The organism is Mesorhizobium sp. B2-4-6, assembly GCF_006442775.1.
In the GTDB taxonomy this organism is placed as follows: Bacteria; Pseudomonadota; Alphaproteobacteria; order Rhizobiales; family Rhizobiaceae; genus Mesorhizobium.
This window is the reverse complement of record NZ_VFVI01000005.1, coordinates 355,548-373,371: the sequence shown is the minus strand read 5'-3', so window position 1 is coordinate 373,371 and position 17,824 is coordinate 355,548. Positions and strand designations below refer to the sequence as shown.

Genomic DNA, 17,824 nt, shown 5'->3' with positions numbered 1-17,824 from the left:
AGTTCGTGAGCGCCAAGAACGGTGAGGGAATCGTCGATGCCTTTGCCGAACTCGCCGAAACAATACGGCGTCGGCAGTTGTAGTTCGGCAAAAAATTCGGCTTGTTTGATTGTCTGGTACGCCCAAGGGGAATCGAACCCCTGTTCCCGCCGTGAGAGGGCGGTGTCCTGACCGCTAGACGATGGGCGCGCTCAAGAATTGGCTACATAGGCTGGCGGCCGGGAAAAAGCAACCGAGCAGATTCCGGAAAAGTGTCGTACGGTTTTCCGACAAGAATCTGCGACAAAACAAAAGGCCTAAGGCGAGCATTCATTGGCTCGCCGTTGAGTGCTCCGCCTAGGGTTTCGACCGCTTCGCGCGCTTTGCCGGCCGCCACCGGTCAGCCCTGCCGTTTCGGTTCGATCAGGTCCCAGAGATTGCCGTAGAGATCGGAAAAGACGGCCACCGTGCCGTAGGCCTCGAAGCGCGGCGCCTCGCGGAATTCGACACCCTTTGCGAGCATCGCCCGATGGTCGCGGGAAAAATCGTCGGTCTCGAGAAACAGGAAGACGCGGCCGCCGGTCTGGTTGCCGATGCGGCTTTCCTGCTCTTCGCCGGATGCTTCCGCCAGGAGCAGCCGCGCCCCTTGGCCCTTCGCCGGCGCGACGATGACCCAGCGCTTGCCGCCGCCGAGGTTGACATCCTCGATGAGCATGAAGCCGAGCCGCTCGACATACCAGGCGACCGCCTCGTCGTAATTGCCGACGACGAGCGCGACGGTCGCGACGCTGCGGCGTTCGGCAAAGCCGCTCATTTGTTACGGATCGAGAACTGGCCGACGATGCGGCGTTCGGCGATGTCGTAGACGAAGATCGAACGGCTGCCATCTATAAGCTCGGCATCGATCGACAGGCGGTTGCCGGAGAGCGACTGGCTGATCACCTTGGCGCCGACGGGCAGCACGATGTCGCCCGACAGCGGCGCGCCGGCCGGAGCCTGGACATCAGCGGCGGGAGCCGGTCCGGCCACCGGCGCGTTGCGGGCTTTGTAGACAAGCGCCCCGATCACCACCATAAGGGCGAGGAACAGTAGGCCGAGATTGACGATCATGAAGCGGACGAGCTTGCGTCGCACGTTCTCGGCCGCGGGGTCGAGCGGCTTTTCCTCATCTTCTTCGGCGATTGGCCGGGCCATGGCTAGACGATCCGCAACGGTTTTCGATGAGCGCTCATAACGAAGAGACCCCGATATTGATAGAGGACGAATTGGCGGACGAGGAATCGGCTGCCGGCGAAGCCGTCGTGCTGGAAACCGGCGCCGACGCCGCCGGCCAGCGTCTCGACCAGTGGCTTGCCGCCCGGCTCGGGCCGGAGCTCTCGCGCAGCCGCGTGCAGGCGCTGATCAAACAGGGCGCGGTCTCCATGGCCGGCAGGCAGGTGCTGGAGGCCAAGCGCAAGCTGACCGCCGGTGAGCGGATCGAAATTCTGGTGCCCGCGCCGGTGCCGGCCGAGCCGCAAGGCGAGGACATTCCCCTCGACATCCTCTACGAGGACGACGAGCTGATCGTCATCAACAAGCCTGCGGGGCTGGTCGTCCACCCCGGCGCCGGCAACTGGACCGGCACACTGGTCAACGCGCTGATCCATCGTTGCGGCGACAGCCTGTCCGGCATAGGCGGCGTCAGGCGGCCGGGCATCGTCCATCGCCTGGATAAGGAAACCAGCGGCGTCATGGTCGCGGCCAAGACCGACCGCGCGCATAAGGCGCTGTCGGAGGCCTTTGCCGACCACGGCCGCACCGGCGATCTCGAACGCGCCTATCTGGCGCTGGTCTGGGGCATTCCGCAACGGCCGACGGGCACCGTCGACGCCGCGCTCGGCCGCGCCGCCGATCGCGTCCGCCGCGCGGTGGTGCCGGAAGGCCGTGACGATGCCCGCCATGCCGTCACCCATTTCAGCGTCGTCGAGCGCTTCGGCGAAGGACAGCAGGCTTTCGCCACCGCAAGCCTGGTCGAATGCCGGCTGGAGACCGGCCGCACCCACCAGATCCGCGTCCACATGGCGCATATCGGCCATCCGGTGATCGGCGACCCGGATTACGGGCAGGCCTTCCGCACCAAGGCCAACCGGCTGCCCGAACCCTTGAAAGCCAAGGTCAGCGCCTTTCCCCGGCAGGCCCTGCATGCCTGGCTCCTTGAATTTCGGCACCCGACCACCCATCTGACGATGAGGTTCGAAGCGCCGATGCCGGAAGACATGGAGGAACTCGTCGGCGACTTCCGGGAACTTTGAACCGACCCGCCACGAACAAGCTGCAAACCAGCCATCAAAAAACCTGACCGGCGTTGTTCACTTTAGCGTGACAGACTGTTTAGCGTTGAACAAATGCCTGTCTTTTCTGGTTTTGTTCCTATATATGTAGGTTGTCGCGGATGAGCCTTTGGCATCTGTGACGAATGCCCGCCGCGTTTCGGGGGCATCCACTCCAAAGAGAGAGGGGGCGCTATCATGGCCCAATCATTACCCAGTATCGTTTCCGGTGAAGGCGGTCTCGCCCGTTACCTGGAAGAAATCCGCCGCTTTCCGATGCTTCAGCCGCAGGAAGAGTACATGCTCGCGAAACGCTACGCCGAGCATCAGGACACCACGGCTGCCCACAAGCTCGTCACCAGCCATTTGCGGCTCGTCGCCAAGATCGCCATGGGCTATCGCGGCTACGGCCTGCCGATCGGCGAGGTGATCTCGGAAGGCAATGTCGGCCTCATGCAGGCCGTTAAGAAATTCGAACCGGAGCGTGGTTTCCGGCTCGCCACCTATGCCATGTGGTGGATCAAGGCCTCGATCCAGGAATACATCCTGCGCTCGTGGAGCCTGGTCAAGATGGGCACCACCGCCAACCAGAAGCGTCTGTTCTTCAACCTGCGCAAGGTGAAGGGCAAGATCCAGGCGCTCGACGATGGCGACTTGAAGCCCGACCAGATCGCCGAGATCGCCACCCGCCTCAACGTTTCCGAGGCGGAAGTGGTATCGATGAACCGCCGCCTGTCGGGCGACGCTTCGCTCAACGCCCCGATCCGGGCGAGCGAGGGCGAGTCCGGCGAATGGCAGGACTGGCTGGTCGACGACCACGAAAGCCAGGAAGAGATGCTGATCGAGCAGGACGAGCTGGAAAACCGGCGCTCCATGCTGTCGGGCGCCCTGTCCGTGCTCAACGACCGCGAGCGGCGCATCTTCGAGGCGCGTCGCCTCGCCGAAGAGCCGCTGACCCTGGAAGAGCTGTCGGCCGAGTTCGACATCAGCCGCGAGCGCGTGCGCCAGATCGAGGTGCGCGCCTTCGAGAAGGTGCAGGACGCGGTCAAGGCCGCCGCCAAGCGCCAGATCCAGGCGCTGCGCACCATCGAGGCGCAGCCGGCGGCGTAAAGCCACCGCGCATTGAGCAGCAAAACGGCGGCGCCAGAATCTGGCGCCGCCGTTTTTATTTGGCGAAAGCGGTGGCGCGCGCCTTTCTCCCAGTCGCTATGCGAGGAGAAATGCCGGTTCACCCTCCGCAGCCGCAGCGGAGGATGGGCAGCAATCAGGGGCAGCGCCGAGGCTGCGAGGTTGTCAACTCAGAACAAACAATCGGACCGGGAAGCAGGCGCGCGCTCATCTTCGACCGCCGCGCCGCCCCTCATCCGCCCTTCGGGCACCTTCTCCCCGTTTAACAGGGAGAAGGAAAAAGGCTCATCACGCCGAAGGCTGCTTCGTCTTGCGCAGATACGGCAGCACCGTCTCATAAGCGCCAAAACGCTTGATCGCGTCCTCGTTGGAGACGGCGGCGGTGATGATGACGTCGTCGCCTTGCTTCCAGTTGGCCGGCGTCGCCACCTGGTGCTTGGCCGTCAGCTGGATGGAATCGATGACACGCAGGATCTCGTCGAAGTTGCGGCCCGTGGTCATCGGATAGGTCAGCACCAGCTTGACCTTCTTGTCCGGGCCGATGACGTAGACCGAGCGCACGGTGGCGTTGTCGGCCGGCGTGCGACCCTCCGAACTCTCGCCGGCGCCGGCCGGCAGCATTTCATAGAGCTTGGCGACGTGAAGGTCTTTGTCGCCGATCAGCGGATAATGCACCGTATGGCCGGTGGCGGTTTTGATGTCGGCCTGCCACTTGTCGTGGCTCGACACCGGATCGACCGAGATGCCGATGATCTTGACGTTGCGCTTTTTGAAATCGCCTTCCAGGCCGGCCATGGTGCCGAGCTCGGTGGTGCAGACCGGGGTGAAGTTCTTCGGATGACTGAACAGCACTGCCCAGCCGTCGCCGATCCAATCGTGGAACTTGATGGTGCCCTGCGTGGTCTCGGCCGTGAAATCCGGCGCGATATCGTTGATACGAAGACTCATGACCTATCCCTACCCTTTTGTGAAAACCGCCGGCGCGCCCCCGTTGGGCGGAGGCCGGACGTTAGTTCTAGCACCATGAGGGTAGGGTTCAAACGCCGGGAGTAGGAAGCTTGCCCATGGCAGGTGAAAATTTTTCGCCCTCGCCCGCAATTGGAGGCAGGATTTTCGATTTACCGTTGGCGCCGGGCGCTCAGGCTTTCTTTATCGCGAGCGTCGCCGCGAGATCTTCCATGCGCTGCGCAAGCGCGCCGAGCGCGGTTGTGAGCACGCTGTCGCTCTTGTCGGCCTTGGTCAGCGCCTCGTCGCGCGTCTTGCGCAAGGTCAGCACTTCGCTCTCCATGCCCTTGACGCGCTTGGTGAGCTCCGAAAGTTCGTCCATCACCATGATGCCGGCCATGACGGTAAGCCGCTGGTCGCCGATCTCGCCGAAGGAATCCTTCAGGTGCGAGACATAGCGGTCGAAGCGTTCGGCAAGGTCGATCAGGTGCTCTTCCTGGCCCTCGTCGCAGGCCATGCGATACTGTTTGCCGTCGATGGAAACGGTGACCTGTGCCATTGCCTTACCTGTCCAGAACCGCGCGGATGGTTTCCATGGCGGTCACCAGCCGCCGCGACACTTCCTTGTTGGCATCTTCCAGACGCTCGGCGCGCGCTTCGGAATTGTCGAGCTCCTGCGCCAGGCGCGAGCGGTCGGCGTTCATGCGCTGCACCTCGGCCTCGGCTTCCGAATAATCGCGGTCATGCTCAAGCTTCGCCGCCACGGCGTTTTCCAGCCCTTCCATGGCCTTGCCCAGCCTGGCGATGACTTCCTTGAGGGTCGTTTCCCCGGTCATGGCCTCGTCCTATGCCCTGCCCATCACCGAATCGCGCGCGTTCAGAATGCGTTACCTCGGAAAGATTAGGCACCGGGTGAAGGGCGCGTCAACAAAGCTCTCGCGACTGTCCCCCGCTATCGCTAATGTAAGGCGTTCGATGCCATCACAAGCCCGGCAAAATCCGCCCCGATTTGTTGACTAAAAGGCCGTGCCTGCTATGTGTCCCGGCATCCTTTCCAAGGGTTCTCCCAAGCTCCAACCCACTTCCGGAGGAAGCATGACGTCGCGTGAACAACATGATCGGATGGCCAACGCGATCCGTTTCCTTTCCATGGATGCCGTCGAGAAGGCGAACTCCGGGCACCCCGGCTTGCCGATGGGCTGCGCCGACATCGCCACGGTGCTGTTCAGCCGTTTCCTGAAATTCGACGCCAAGGCGCCGCACTGGGCCGATCGCGACCGCTTCATCCTGTCGGCCGGCCACGGCTCGATGCTGCTCTATTCGCTCCTCTACCTCACCGGCTATGAGGACATGACGATCGATCAGATCAAGAATTTCCGCCAGCTCGGCTCCAAGACCGCCGGCCACCCGGAATACGGCCATGCCGCTGGCATCGAGACCACCACCGGCCCACTCGGCCAAGGCCTGGCCAATTCGGTCGGCTTCGCGCTCGGCGAGCGCATCATGAACGCCGCCTTCGGCAACGACCTCGTCAACCACTACACCTATGTGCTGGTCGGGGACGGCTGCCTGATGGAAGGCGTCTCCCAGGAAGCCATCGCGCTGGCCGGGCACCTGAAGCTCAACAAGCTGATCGTCTTCTGGGACAACAACAACATCTCGATCGACGGCCCGGTGTCGCTGGCCGACAACACCGACCAGGTCGCCCGCTTCCAGGCGTCCGGCTGGAACGCCAGCCACATCGACGGCACAGATCCCGAAGCGATCGCCTACGCGATCGAGGCGGCGCGCCATTCCGACAAGCCGACCATGATCGCCTGCAAGACCACCATCGGTTTCGGCGCCCCGACCAAGGCCGGCACCAACAAGGCGCATGGCTCGCCGCTGGGCGCGGATGAAATCGCCGGCGCGCGCAAATTCTTCAACTGGGACTCGCCGCCCTTCGAGATTCCGGCCGACATCCTCGACGCCTGGCGCGCCGTGGGTAAAAACAGCACCAAGGCACGCACCGACTGGGAAGGCCGTCTGGCCAAGGCCGAGCCGAAGCTGAAGGCCGAGTTCGAGCGCCGCCTTGCCGGCAAGCTGCCGTCGAACTTCGATGCCGTCATCGCCGACTACAAGAAGAAGCTGTCGGCCGACAAGCCGAAGGTCGCCACCCGCAAGTCGTCGGAAATGGCGCTGGAAGTCATCAACGGCGCCGTGCCGGAGACCATCGGCGGCTCAGCCGACTTGACCGGCTCCAACAACACCAAGACCAGCCAGACCAAGAACATCACACCCGACGATTACGGTCAGCGCTATGTCCACTACGGCATCCGCGAGCACGGCATGGCGGCGGCGATCAACGGTCTGACGCTGCATGGCGGCCTGATCGCCTATGGCGGCACCTTCCTGTGCTTCTCCGACTATGCCCGCCCCTCGATGCGCCTTGCCTCGCTGATGGGCATCCGCTCGATCTTCGTCATGACGCATGACTCGATCGGCCTCGGCGAGGACGGCCCGACCCACCAGCCGGTCGAGCATCTGGCGGCGCTGCGCGCCATCCCGAACCACAATGTCTTCCGCCCGGCCGACGCGGTCGAAACCGCCGAATGCTGGCAGATCGCGCTGGAATCCGAAAAGACGCCGTCGACCCTGGCGCTGACCCGCCAGAACCTGCCGACCGTGCGCACAGAGCATTCGGCAAAGAACCTCTCCAGCCAGGGCGCCTACGAGCTGGCCGCCGCCAGCGGCGAGGTCGTGGTGACGATCTTCGCCACCGGCTCCGAGGTCGAGATCGCCCTCGGTGCGCGCGAGCTGTTGGAAAAGCATGGCCACCCGACCCGCGTCGTCTCGGTGCCGTGCTTCGAGCTGTTCGACCAGCAGAGCGACGATTACCGCAGGAAGACGATCGGCAACGCCAAGGTGAAGGTCGCCATCGAAGCCGGCATCCGCCAGGGCTGGGACCACCTGATCGGCACCGACGGCATCTTCATCGGCATGCATGGCTTCGGCGCCTCGGGCACGATCGAACAGCTCTATCCGCATTTCGGCATCACCGCCGACGCCGCGGCCAAGGCGGTCGAAGCCCGCCTGCACGGCAAGTAGGAATTGCCTCGGGCCCGGCAGTGCCGATTGACGGTTTTGCCGGGCTGGACCAACCTAATCGATTTAAATGCGACGTTCTGCGGCTGGATTCTTGCGCCTTCCGCCGTTATGAAACTGCGGACCCATCCGCTTTCCAGCCCCCAAGGGAGAGAACAATGACCGTCAGAGTTGCCATCAACGGATTTGGCCGCATCGGCCGCAACATCCTGCGCGCTATCCATGAATCCGGCCGCAAGGACATCGACGTGGTCGCCGTCAACGATCTCGGCCCGGTTGAGACCAACGCGCACCTGCTGCGCTACGATAGCGTGCATGGCCGATTCCCGCATGAGGTGGCCGTCGACGGCGACCAGATCTCGGTCGGCAAGGAGAAGTTCAAGGTCACCGCGATCAAGGACCCGACCCAGCTGCCGTGGAAGGAGCTCGGCGTCGACGTCGCGCTTGAATGCACGGGCATCTTCACCGCCCGCGACAAGGCCGCGGCTCACCTGACCGCCGGCGCCAAGCGCGTCATCGTCTCGGCCCCGGCCGAAGGCGCCGATCTCACCGTCGTCTACGGCATCAACCACGACAAGCTGACCAAGGACCACATCGTCATCTCGAACGCGTCCTGCACCACCAACTGCCTGGCGCCGCTGGCGGCCGTTCTGCACGAGACCGTCGGCATCGAGAAGGGCATGATGACGACGATCCACTCCTATACCGGCGACCAGCCGACGCTGGACACCATGCACAAGGATCTCTACCGCGCCCGCGCCGCGGCGCTCTCGCAGATCCCGACCTCGACCGGCGCCGCCAAGGCGATCGGCCTCGTTCTGCCTGACCTCAAGGGCAAGCTCGACGGCATCTCGATCCGCGTGCCGACCCCGAACGTCTCGGTCGTCGACCTCAAGTTCATCGCCAAGCGTTCGACCACGCCGCAGGAGATCAACGAGGCGCTGATCGCCGCCTCGAAGGGCAAGCTCAAGGGCGTGCTGTCGGTCACCCATCACCCGAACGTGTCGATCGACTTCAACCACGACCCGCATTCCTCGATCGTCGCGCTCGATCAGACCAAGGTGATGGACGGCAACTTCGTTTCGGTCCTGTCCTGGTACGACAACGAATGGGGCTTCTCGAACCGCATGGGCGACACTGCGGTCGCCTTCGGCAAGACCATCGCCTGATCGTAGCCTTGCTCCCAGTTTGAAACGCCCGGCCTCGGCCGGGCGTTTTTTATTGGCCGGCTGAGCCAAAAAACACACCGTTGCCTTGCACTGGTCATGCCTTCGCCCCACTCTCTGTTAAAGCGGCAGATAGAGGGATTTGGAGCAATTCTAGGAAAAGTGTGAAGCGGTTTTCCGTCGGGAATTGCGTCAATGGAAAGAGATAGAGCGGTTCGCCGTTTCCGCGAAACGGTGAAACGCTCTGGGAGGGGGCAATAGCGGATGGAGCATGCGATCTATCTCGTGACGCTGGTCGGCACGGCGCTCATTGTCGCCGCAGCGTTTTCGAGCCTGATCGCCTTCCGCTTCGGCGCCCCCTTGCTGCTGCTCTTCCTCTGCATCGGCCTTGCCACCGGCGTCGACGGCCTCGGCATCGAATTCGACAATGCGCGGCTGGCTTATTTTGCCGGCTCACTGGCTTTGGCGATCATCCTGTTCGATTCCGGTTTCGGCACGCCGCTCAACGCGCTCAGGCAAGCAGCGGGGCCCGCGCTGTCGCTGGCCACGATCGGCGTTATCCTGACCACAGCCATCTTCAGTGCCGCCGCTTCCTATGTTCTCAAACTCAGCTGGCTGGAATCCTCTTTGCTCGGCGCCGCCGTCGCCTCTACCGACGCGGCCGCCGTTTTCTTCCTGCTGCGCGCCGGCGAAATCCACCTGCGCGAGCGCGTGCGCGCCACGCTCGAAGTGGAATCCGGCACCAACGACCCGATCGCCATCTTTCTCACCATCACCCTGGTCGAGATCATCGCCGCGCATGCCAACCCGGAAGCCAATGTGCTGGCCACCAACCTTTTGCTCGGCTTCCTCGCCAATATGGGGCTCGGCGCCGTCATCGGCGTGCTCGGCGGCTTTGGCATCGTGCGTCTTGTCGAGCGGTTGAACCTCGACCACGGCCTGCTGCCGATCTTCGTGCTGACGCTGTCGCTGATGGTTTTCGCGGCGGCCGGCGCCATCGGCGGCTCGGGCTTCCTCGCCGTCTACCTTGCCGGGCTGATCGCCGGCAATTCCGATATCCGCGCCGTCACCATCCTGAAGCGTTTCCAGGACGGCATGTCTTGGCTGGCGCAGATCATCATGTTCCTGATCCTTGGCCTGTTCGCCACGCCTTCGCAGTTTCCGGCGATCCTGGTGCCGGCGATCCTGCTCGGCCTGTTCCTGATCTTCGTGGCCCGGCCCTTGGCCGTCTGGCTCTGCCTGATCCCGTTCCGGCTGCCGCGCCCCGAGGTCGCCTTCGTCTCCTGGGTCGGCCTGCGCGGCGCGGTCTCGATCCTGCTCGCCATCACGCCCCTGCTCGGCGGTCTCGAGCATGGCCGCCTGATCTTCAACGCCGCCTTCATCATCGTGCTTGTATCGTTGGTGGTGCAGGGCTGGACGGTCGGTCCGCTGGCGCGGCGTCTCGGTCTGATCGTACCGGCCCGTCTTGGGCCGCTGGACAAGGTGGAGCTCGAATTGCCGGGCTCGGCGCATCATGAGTTGCTCGCCTATCGCGTAGCACCCGGCAGCCCGGTGGCGCGGGGCGAGCGTATCCCACGCTGGGCGAGACCCTCGCTGGTGCTGCGCGACGGGCGCTCGATGCGCTTCCAGGACATGGGCCGGCTGGCGGCCGGCGATCAGGTCTACATCTTCGTGCCGGACCGCTACCCGCGCCTGCTCGACAAGCTTTTCGCCAGCCGCGCCGTGGTCGATCCGGAGGATGCCGACTTCTTCGGCGCCTTTGCCGTCGATCCGGCCCGCTCGGCCGCGGAACTGGAAGCCGCCTACGGGCCGGGCCTGACCGAAGCGGAACAGAAGCTCACCGTCGCCGCGCTGGTATCGGAGCGGCTCGGCGGCCATCCCGAATATGCCGACCGCGTGGTGATCGGTCCGATCGAGCTGATCGTGCGCGATGTCGACGAAAAAGGCCGGATCGCCGGCCTCGGCCTGTCTTTCGAGCCGACCGCGCCGGTCGCGCGCGTGCCGGTTTTCCTGAGCGCCGGCGAGATCGGCGACCGTATAGCCGCCATGATCCGCAACTGGCGCAGGCCGGTGGAACAACAGGCGGCCGACGACGTGCCGATCGACCCCGAGGCGCCCGAGCCGGACGGGCGGAAGGCAACCGGCGAAGGCTGATGTCTCACGTCGACATCATTTTTGCGCGCGAGCCGTCGACGCGACCCTTGCATCGTCCCTCGCGCCGGGTAAGGTCGCCGCGTTTTCGCTAAAAAGGAACGACCATGGCCGGCTTCAAGACACTCGACGATATCGGCGCCGTCAGCGGCAAGCGCGTGCTTGTGCGCGTCGACCTCAACGTTCCCGTCGCCGACGGCAAGGTGACCGACGCCACCCGCATCGAGCGCATAGCGCCCACCATCGCCGAGCTCTCGAAAAAGGGCGCCAAGGTCATCCTGCTTGCGCATTTCGGCCGCCCCAAGGACGGCCCATCGGCCGAATTCTCGCTCGAGCCGATCGCCAGGGCCACGGCTGAGATTCTCGGCCGTCCGGTCGGCTTTGCCGCCGACTGCGTCGGCGACAAGGCGACGGATGCAGTCGCGGCGATGAAGGACGGCGACGTCCTGCTGTTCGAAAACACCCGCTTCTACAAGGCCGAGGAGAAGAACGAGCCGGCCTTCACCGAAAAGCTCGCCGCCAATGGCGACATCTATGTCAACGACGCCTTTTCCGCCGCGCACCGCGCGCATGCCTCGACCGAAGGCCTGGCGCGTCATTTGCCGGCCTATGCCGGCCGTACCATGCAAGCCGAGCTCGACGCGCTGGAAAAGGGCCTTGGCGATCCGGCCCGTCCAGTGGTGGCCATCGTCGGCGGCGCCAAGGTCTCGACCAAGATCGACCTGTTGATGAACCTCGTGAAGAAGGTCGACGCGCTGGTGATCGGCGGCGGCATGGCCAACACGTTCCTGGCCGCGCGCGGCACCGATGTCGGCAAGTCGCTGTGCGAGCATGACCTCGCCGGCACCGCCAAGCAGATCATGATCGAAGCCGCCGAAGCCGGCTGCGCCATCATCCTGCCCGCCGACGGCGTCGTGGCCAAGGAATTCAAGGCGGGCGCCGCCAGCCAGACCGTCGCCATCGCCGACGTGCCGGCCGACGGCTTGATCCTCGATGTCGGCCCAAAGACCGTGCAGAGCGTCAACGACTGGATCGACCGCGCCGCGACGCTGGTCTGGAACGGCCCCCTTGGCGCCTTCGAGATCGAGCCCTTCGACCGCGCCACGGTGGCCGCGGCAAAGCATGCCGCAGCGCGCACCAAGGCGGGCAAGCTTGTCTCCGTCGCCGGCGGCGGCGATACGGTGGCGGCGCTCAACCATGCCGGCGTCGCCGACGACTTCACCTATGTCTCGACCGCTGGCGGCGCCTTCCTCGAATGGATGGAAGGCAAGCCGCTGCCCGGCGTCGAGGTGCTGAAGCGCTGAGCCATTCAAGACTCAGCGAGCAGACGCAGTTATCGAGGACTTTCGATCGATTCGAGCTTTTCGGCGTCATTCCTTTGGCGCTAGTGTTCTGCTAGGCGCGGAATATTACCGTCAAGGAGAGCACCATGAGCGAACGTCTCGAAGATATCGCCGCCGCGATCGTGGCCGATGGCAAAGGCCTTTTGGCCGCCGATGAAAGCTCCGGCACCATCAAGAAGCGCTTCGACGTCATCGGCGTCGAATCGACCGCCGACAACCGGCGCGACTACCGCGAGATGATGTTCCGCGCCAAGGAGGCGATGACGAAGTACATCTCCGGCGTCATCCTCTATGACGAGACCATCCGCCAGAAGGCTGCCGACGGCACCCCGCTGGTCGATATCATCAAGGCAGCCGGTTCCATTCCGGGCATCAAGGTCGATCTTGGCGCCAAACCTTTGGCGAACTTTCCCGGCGACACCATCACCGAGGGCCTCGATGGGCTGCGCGAGCGGCTCGCCGACTATTACAAGCTCGGCGCCCGCTTCGCCAAATGGCGCGCGGTGATCGATATCGACGCCGGCAAGGGCGTGCCTTCGGCCAATTCGATCGCCTCGAACACCCATGCGCTGGCTCGCTACGCCGCGCTTTGCCAGGAGGTCGGCATCGTGCCGATCGTCGAGCCGGAAGTGCTGATGGACGGCGCCCATTCGATCGACACCTGCTACGACGTCTCCAAGGCGACGCTGGTCAAGCTCTATGATGAGCTCTATGCGGCGCGCGTCGTGCTGGAAGGCTCGATCCTGAAGCCCAATATGGTCATCTCGGGCAAGAAATCGGGCAGGACCGACAGCCCGGAGGAAATCGCCGAGAAGACGATCAAGCTGTTCCGCGAAGTGGTGCCGGCGGCGGTGCCGGGAATCGCCTTCCTCTCCGGCGGCCAGGAGGACGAGGAGGCGACCGCCAACCTCAACGCCATCAACGCCATCGGGCCGCATCCGTGGAAGCTGACCTTCTCCTATGGCCGCGCCCTGCAGGCCGCGCCGCAGAAGGCGTGGAGCGGCAAGGCTGCGAACGTTGCCGCGGGCCAGGCCGCCTTCATCCACCGCGCTCAGATGAACCATCTGGCGGCGCTCGGAAAATGGAAGCCGGCGCTGGAGAAAGCCGCCTGACACCATCCCTTCGCAGTCAACGGAAAATCCGGGCCATCGGCCCGGGTTTTTGTTTTTTGCAGGCCGCATCCCTACCTGATGCAGCGAAACGCGGCAGCGATGTCGGATCGCGCCCATGTCGAACGTCCTTGGCAGGAGAGGACAGGAGATGGTCATGCAACGCAATGCCGTGGTTTCGCGCGAAGACTGGTTCGAAGCGCACCGAACGCACCTCGAGCGCGAGAAGGAACTGACACGGTTCCGCGACCTTGTTGCCGCCGAGCGTCGGCAGCTGCCCTGGTTCAAGCTGCGCAAGGATTATGTCTTCGAAAGCGAAGCGGGGCCGAAGCGCCTTGGCGAGTTGTTCGCCGGTAGGAGCCAGCTGATCGTCTACCATTTCATGATGACGCCGGGTTGCGATCACCGTTGCCAGGGCTGCTCGTTCCTCGCCGACCATATCGACGGCGCCAACCAGCATCTGAAGCATCATGACGTCTCGCTCGTCGTCATTTCGCGCGCACCGCTGGCCGAGATCCTGCCCTACAAGCAGCGCATGGGCTGGAAGTTCGACTGGGTGTCTTCCTACGCGTCCGATTTCAACTTCGACCTGCAGGTCTCCTTCACCGACAAGCAGATCGCCGCCGGCGAAACCACCTACAATTTCGAGAAGCGTCCGTTGCGATCGAAAGACCTGCCGGGCACCAGCGTCTTTTACCGCGACGGCAATGGCGACATCTTCCTCACCTTCCTGTCGCGAGCCCGCGGCGGCGACGCGCTGATCGGCGCCTACCATTATCTCGACATGACGCCGAAGGGCCGCGATGAGACCGGCCCCTATCACGGGTTGATGGACTGGGTGCGCCTCCACGACGAGTATCAGGACAAGGAAAAGGACGGGCCGGACTGCTGCGCGTGAACGGTGTCGTTCACGTCAGCCCAAACATGCGCTAATGGCTTGCGGGTCACGCCAACGGAACCGCCATGCCGCGCCTGCTTGCCCTTCTTACCTGGCTCGCTTTCCCGATCTATGTCTGGCAGGGCCTCGGCGTGCGGCGGCGCACCACGCGCATCTGCCCGCGCGAGGCCCGGTCCTGCACGAGATACCGGGCAAGGCGCCGCCCGTCGCCTTGCTGGTCCTGGGCGACTCCTCGGCAGCGGCGGTCGGGATCGAGCAATCCGAATACGGGCTTGCCGCGCAGCTTGCCGGCCTGATCGCCGATCGCACCGGCAGCGCCGTGCGCTGGCGCGCCGCCGGCTTCAATTCGGCGACATCCGGCCAGATCCGCGATTATGTGCTGCCCAATCTGTCGGCCGATCATTGGACCCATATCGTGCTCGCCATCGGCACCAACGACACCAAGAACTTCCACTCCGTGCCGCGCTTCAAGAAGGAGTTCGGCGGCCGCTCTACGCGCTGCGCGCCAAATGGCCGGAAGCGCGTGTCGTGTGGTCGCCGGTGCTGCAATTCACCCGCTCGCCGGCAATGCCGCCATTGCTCGGTGGGATTCTCGAGATCCGCGCCACGGAAATGAACCGCATGGGCGTGCGGCTCTGCAACGAGCGCGGCGCCATTGCCGCCACGCGCCTGCCGATCACCGATCCCGAGGCCGGTTTCGCCTCCGACGGATTCCACGCTTCCGAAGCAGGCTATCGCGCCTGGGCGGAGCATCTGCTGGATTTCGTGCTGTGGTGAAGCGAGCCAGGTAAGTTGAGCCTCAGGTCAGGACACGCCACTCGCAGGCCGTCTTCGCCTGAATATGGACAGACCTACGCCCAGTGCCCAAGCACCGCCGCAAGCGAGATCGCGGCCATGGCCAGCAGCGCCAGCTTCCAGAAATCGCCGCGCCGCTTCAGCCCCGGCCATCCCAGCGGCTTGATGACCTGGATCAGCATGATGCCGCAGATGACAAGGGCGAGCAGTTTCGTCATGCCGCCTTTGACCAGCAATGCCGATGCCTGTCAAAGCCGTTCTTAAGGCACGCTTCGTGCGGACCATTCCTGACAGAACCGGCTTCCTTTGAACTCTGCGAGGGGCACCGCACCGCCTTCTTCGGCACCCTGTCAACCTCCTGACAGACTGCTGTCAGGAGGGGTGTGAGATACTCTCCTCATCGAAAAGAGAGGAGTGAGGTCATGAACGGTTTTACCATTCTGCGCAGCGTGCAGCACTATGTCGGCAGGATCCGCACCGTGCGCAACGAGATCCGTACCCAGCGTTTCCTGAACACATTGCCGGCGGACATCCGCAAGGACATCGGCTGGCCGGACCTTTACACGGGCCGCGTGCGCGAAAACTGAAATTTTGCCGCCGCGACTTGGATTGTGGCGGCACCGCGCCCAGATGTAATGGCAGCCAGTGACGTTGAGTTCAGGGAAGAAGCATTGTTTGCCGGTAGCTTCGCCGCAGCCTCCTGACAGGATGTTGTCAGGAGGCGTGCGGTAGTTGGAGCGGCTTCGATCCTGACAGCAACGAACACGAACCGACGATCAGGACCAATCCGCGTATGGTGAAAAGCTGGAACGACAGGCTGAACACGCCAGGCATCAACGGCATCAAGCCGTCGCCGCGCACGGTCGGCGATGTCGTCGAGGGCCAGTCGATGCTGGTGCCGACTGCGCGTCAGGTCGACGACTTCATCCGCTCGATTCCTGAAGGCGTCGAAATGGATGTTCGTGCGTTGCGTACCGCTCTGGCGATCGAGCACGGCGCCGAAGTGACATGCCCGGTGACGATCGGCTACCATCTGCGCACCGTTGCCGAGGCCGCTCACGAGAACCTCGAGCGCGGCATGGCGCCGGGCGACGTCGCGCCCTTCTGGCGAGTGCTGGATGCTGGGACGCCGACCACGGGCAGATTGTCCTTCGGAGCGAAATTCGTTGCCGCGCAACGCAAGCGCGAAGGGCTGAAGCCATAAACCCCGGGGGAGAAATCGATGCGCCGCGCCGACAGGCTTTTCCAGATCGTGCAGCATTTGCGGGGTGGCCGGCTGGTCACCGCGCAGAAGCTCGGCACGTGGCTCGAGGTTTCCGAGCGCACCATTTACCGCGACATAGCCGACCTGCAGTCGACCGGCGTGCCGATCGACGGCGAAGCGGGCGTCGGCTACATGATGAGGGAGGGTTTCGACCTTCCGCCGCTGATGTTCACGCGTGACGAGATCGTGGCGCTGGTTGCCGGCGCCCGCATGGTGCGCGCTTTCGGCGGCGCGGCAATGGCGAGGGCCGCCGACGAGGCGCTGGTCAAGATCGGCGCCGTGCTGCCCGATGCCGAGAAGGATCGCATCGCCCGCACCGAAATCCACACGCCGATGTGGGTGGTGAGCGACGCCGCGCGCGAGGCCATCGACTTGATCGAGCGCGCCGTCGAGAAACGCCAGGTGCTGACCATCGACTATTCCGACGAGGCCGGCCGCGGCACCGCGCGCGACATCAGGCCGCTCGGCCTGTGGTTCTGGGGCAAGGTCTGGACCCTGGTCGCATGGTGCGAGATGCGCGACGATTTCCGCGCTTTCCGCATCGACCGCATCGCCTCGGTCGTCATCGCCGGCCGTATCTTCAAGCCGGAGCGCGGCAAGCAGCTCGCCGATTTCTACCGCGCCGTCGAGCGCTCAGAGGATTACGGCATGGCGCCCGACCGCGCCGCGCGGACGTGACTTCCTCCCAAGCCATTGTCCAACGAAAAAGCCCGCGTGAAGCGGGCTTTTTTGTTGGGTTCGTGGATACCGCCGCTCAAAAGCGTGCAGAAACCGCAGCGCGACGACTACTCGTCGTCCGCATCCTCGTTCTTCGACTTGAGCGCCGAAAGCTTGGCGAAGACGGCGTTGGCGTCCAATTCCTGGTCTTCGTCCTTCGGCTTCTCGGGCGCGGGCACCAGCCGTTCGGTGAGCGCCGCGGGCAGCAGCGTGTCGCCGACGGGCTGCGCCGGCTCGCGGCCGCGCGAGGCGCGGTTGACTTCGAGGTCGAGGTCGATCTGCGAGGTAAGGCCGAGCGTCACCGGATCCATCGGCTGCAGGTTGGCCGAATTCCAGTGCTTGCGCTCGCGGATCTGCTCGATCGTCGACTTGGTGGTGCCGACAAGACGCGAGATCTGCGCGTCCTTGAGCTCGGGATGGTTGCGCACCAGCCACAGGATGGCGTTCGGCCGGTCCTGGCGCTTCGACAGCGGCGTGTAGCGCGGGCCCTTGCGTTTCGACTCAGGCACCCGCACCTTCGGCTCCGACAGCTTCAGCCGGTAGTTGACGTCCTTCTCGCCGCGCGCGATCTCGTCGCGCGTCAGCTGGCCGGTGATGATCGGGTCCATGCCCTTGATGCCCTGCGCCGACTCGCCGTCGGCGATCGCCTTGACCTCAAGCGGATGCAGTCCGCAGAACTGCGCGATCTGCTCGAAGGAGAGCGCGGTGTTGTCGACCAGCCAGACGGCGGTCGCCTTGGGCATCAGCAGCGAATTGGCCATATCAAAAATCCTTCTCGTTCGCCCGCGTTCCCGCGCGGGCGGTGGTTTTAGAGCCACCAAAATGGGAAATTCGCGGCCTGTATAAACGCTCCCTCCAATTTTCGCAATGTTTTTGGGAAGGGCCCCGATTCACAGCCCTGGAAAGACAAAACCCGCTGGACGAGGTCCAGCGGGT

18 protein-coding genes, 1 tRNA gene and 1 pseudogene are annotated in these 17,824 nt (G+C 64.1%); 12 read left to right on the top strand and 8 right to left on the bottom strand.

Going from position 1 to position 17,824, the window contains the following annotated elements:
- Positions 1–114: 114 nt before the first annotated feature.
- The 3 genes from FJ957_RS16665 to FJ957_RS16655 all read right to left on the bottom strand — a co-directional run bounded on the left by FJ957_RS16665 (position 115) and on the right by FJ957_RS16655 (position 1,173).
- A tRNA-Glu gene (locus tag FJ957_RS16665) sits at positions 115–189 on the bottom strand.
- A 190-nt stretch (positions 190–379) separates the two neighbouring features.
- A complete protein-coding gene (locus tag FJ957_RS16660; protein WP_140833097.1) occupies positions 380–793 on the bottom strand; it encodes a VOC family protein in 414 nt (137 codons plus the stop codon).
- Complete coding sequence (locus FJ957_RS16655; RefSeq protein ID WP_140833095.1) at positions 790–1,173, bottom strand: fimbrial protein; 384 nt, start codon at positions 1,171–1,173, stop codon at positions 790–792. The genes FJ957_RS16660 and FJ957_RS16655 overlap by 4 nt, the downstream gene beginning before the upstream one ends.
- A 26-nt stretch (positions 1,174–1,199) precedes the next feature.
- Between FJ957_RS16655 and FJ957_RS16650 the strand changes: the two genes are divergently transcribed.
- Positions 1,200–2,270, top strand: coding sequence for an RluA family pseudouridine synthase (locus FJ957_RS16650; RefSeq protein ID WP_140833093.1), 1,071 nt, complete (start codon positions 1,200–1,202; stop codon positions 2,268–2,270).
- Positions 2,271–2,486: 216 nt separating this feature from the next.
- Positions 2,487–3,398 carry an RNA polymerase sigma factor RpoH gene (gene rpoH / locus FJ957_RS16645; RefSeq protein ID WP_140647889.1) on the top strand — a complete coding sequence of 304 codons (912 nt, stop codon included), beginning with the start codon at positions 2,487–2,489 and terminating at the stop codon, positions 3,396–3,398.
- Between the two features lie 306 nt (positions 3,399–3,704).
- Here rpoH and FJ957_RS16640 read toward each other — a convergent pair whose 3' ends face one another.
- The 3 genes from FJ957_RS16640 to FJ957_RS16630 form a co-directional block, all read right to left on the bottom strand.
- Complete coding sequence (locus FJ957_RS16640) at positions 3,705–4,364, bottom strand: peroxiredoxin (protein ID WP_140833091.1); 660 nt, start codon at positions 4,362–4,364, stop codon at positions 3,705–3,707.
- A 190-nt stretch (positions 4,365–4,554) separates the two neighbouring features.
- Positions 4,555–4,920, bottom strand: coding sequence for a cell division protein ZapA (locus FJ957_RS16635; protein WP_040985184.1), 366 nt, complete (start codon positions 4,918–4,920; stop codon positions 4,555–4,557).
- 4 nt (positions 4,921–4,924) lie between these two features.
- A complete protein-coding gene (locus FJ957_RS16630; protein WP_140833089.1) occupies positions 4,925–5,197 on the bottom strand; it encodes a DUF4164 domain-containing protein in 273 nt (90 codons plus the stop codon).
- A 259-nt stretch (positions 5,198–5,456) separates the two neighbouring features.
- On the opposite strand from FJ957_RS16630, the gene tkt reads away from it, so the two are divergent.
- The 7 genes and pseudogenes from tkt to FJ957_RS16595 all read left to right on the top strand — a co-directional run bounded on the left by tkt (position 5,457) and on the right by FJ957_RS16595 (position 14,889).
- The gene (gene tkt, locus FJ957_RS16625) at positions 5,457–7,448 is read left to right on the top strand and encodes a transketolase (RefSeq protein ID WP_140833087.1); all 1,992 of its coding nucleotides are present in this window, start codon (positions 5,457–5,459) and stop codon (positions 7,446–7,448) included.
- Between the two features lie 155 nt (positions 7,449–7,603).
- Positions 7,604–8,614: a type I glyceraldehyde-3-phosphate dehydrogenase gene (gene gap, locus FJ957_RS16620; RefSeq protein WP_140833085.1), complete on the top strand. Its 1,011-nt coding sequence runs from the start codon at positions 7,604–7,606 to the stop codon at positions 8,612–8,614.
- A gap of 261 nt (positions 8,615–8,875) precedes the next feature.
- Positions 8,876–10,765, top strand: a complete 1,890-nt coding sequence (locus FJ957_RS16615; RefSeq protein WP_246685858.1) for a potassium/proton antiporter — start codon at positions 8,876–8,878, stop codon at positions 10,763–10,765.
- 104 nt (positions 10,766–10,869) lie between these two features.
- Positions 10,870–12,066 carry a phosphoglycerate kinase gene (locus FJ957_RS16610; protein WP_140833083.1) on the top strand — a complete coding sequence of 399 codons (1,197 nt, stop codon included), beginning with the start codon at positions 10,870–10,872 and terminating at the stop codon, positions 12,064–12,066.
- Positions 12,067–12,191: 125 nt separating this feature from the next.
- Entirely contained in the window at positions 12,192–13,217 is a 1,026-nt protein-coding gene (locus FJ957_RS16605; protein WP_140833081.1) for a class I fructose-bisphosphate aldolase, read from the top strand.
- Between the two features lie 154 nt (positions 13,218–13,371).
- Positions 13,372–14,112 carry a thioredoxin family protein gene (locus FJ957_RS16600; RefSeq protein WP_140833078.1) on the top strand — a complete coding sequence of 247 codons (741 nt, stop codon included), beginning with the start codon at positions 13,372–13,374 and terminating at the stop codon, positions 14,110–14,112.
- A 65-nt stretch (positions 14,113–14,177) separates the two neighbouring features.
- A pseudogene (locus FJ957_RS16595) lies at positions 14,178–14,889 on the top strand (SGNH/GDSL hydrolase family protein).
- 74 nt (positions 14,890–14,963) lie between these two features.
- Here the strand turns inward: FJ957_RS16595 and FJ957_RS16590 are convergent.
- Complete coding sequence (locus FJ957_RS16590; RefSeq protein WP_108702902.1) at positions 14,964–15,125, bottom strand: hypothetical protein; 162 nt, start codon at positions 15,123–15,125, stop codon at positions 14,964–14,966.
- Positions 15,126–15,329: 204 nt separating this feature from the next.
- Here FJ957_RS16590 and FJ957_RS16585 point away from each other — a divergent pair, with 204 nt between their 5' ends.
- From FJ957_RS16585 to FJ957_RS16575, 3 genes are all read left to right on the top strand, one after another.
- Positions 15,330–15,494 carry a hypothetical protein gene (locus tag FJ957_RS16585; RefSeq protein WP_116397974.1) on the top strand — a complete coding sequence of 55 codons (165 nt, stop codon included), beginning with the start codon at positions 15,330–15,332 and terminating at the stop codon, positions 15,492–15,494.
- Between the two features lie 206 nt (positions 15,495–15,700).
- Entirely contained in the window at positions 15,701–16,111 is a 411-nt protein-coding gene (locus FJ957_RS16580; RefSeq protein WP_181177716.1) for a hypothetical protein, read from the top strand.
- Between the two features lie 18 nt (positions 16,112–16,129).
- Positions 16,130–16,849 (top strand): YafY family protein, encoded by a 720-nt coding sequence (locus tag FJ957_RS16575; protein WP_091578656.1) that lies wholly within the window; start codon positions 16,130–16,132, stop codon positions 16,847–16,849.
- 107 nt (positions 16,850–16,956) lie between these two features.
- On the opposite strand, the gene FJ957_RS16570 is transcribed toward FJ957_RS16575, so the two are convergent.
- Positions 16,957–17,649 carry a DUF1013 domain-containing protein gene (locus FJ957_RS16570; protein ID WP_140645780.1) on the bottom strand — a complete coding sequence of 231 codons (693 nt, stop codon included), beginning with the start codon at positions 17,647–17,649 and terminating at the stop codon, positions 16,957–16,959.
- Between the last annotated feature and the right edge of the window lie 175 nt (positions 17,650–17,824).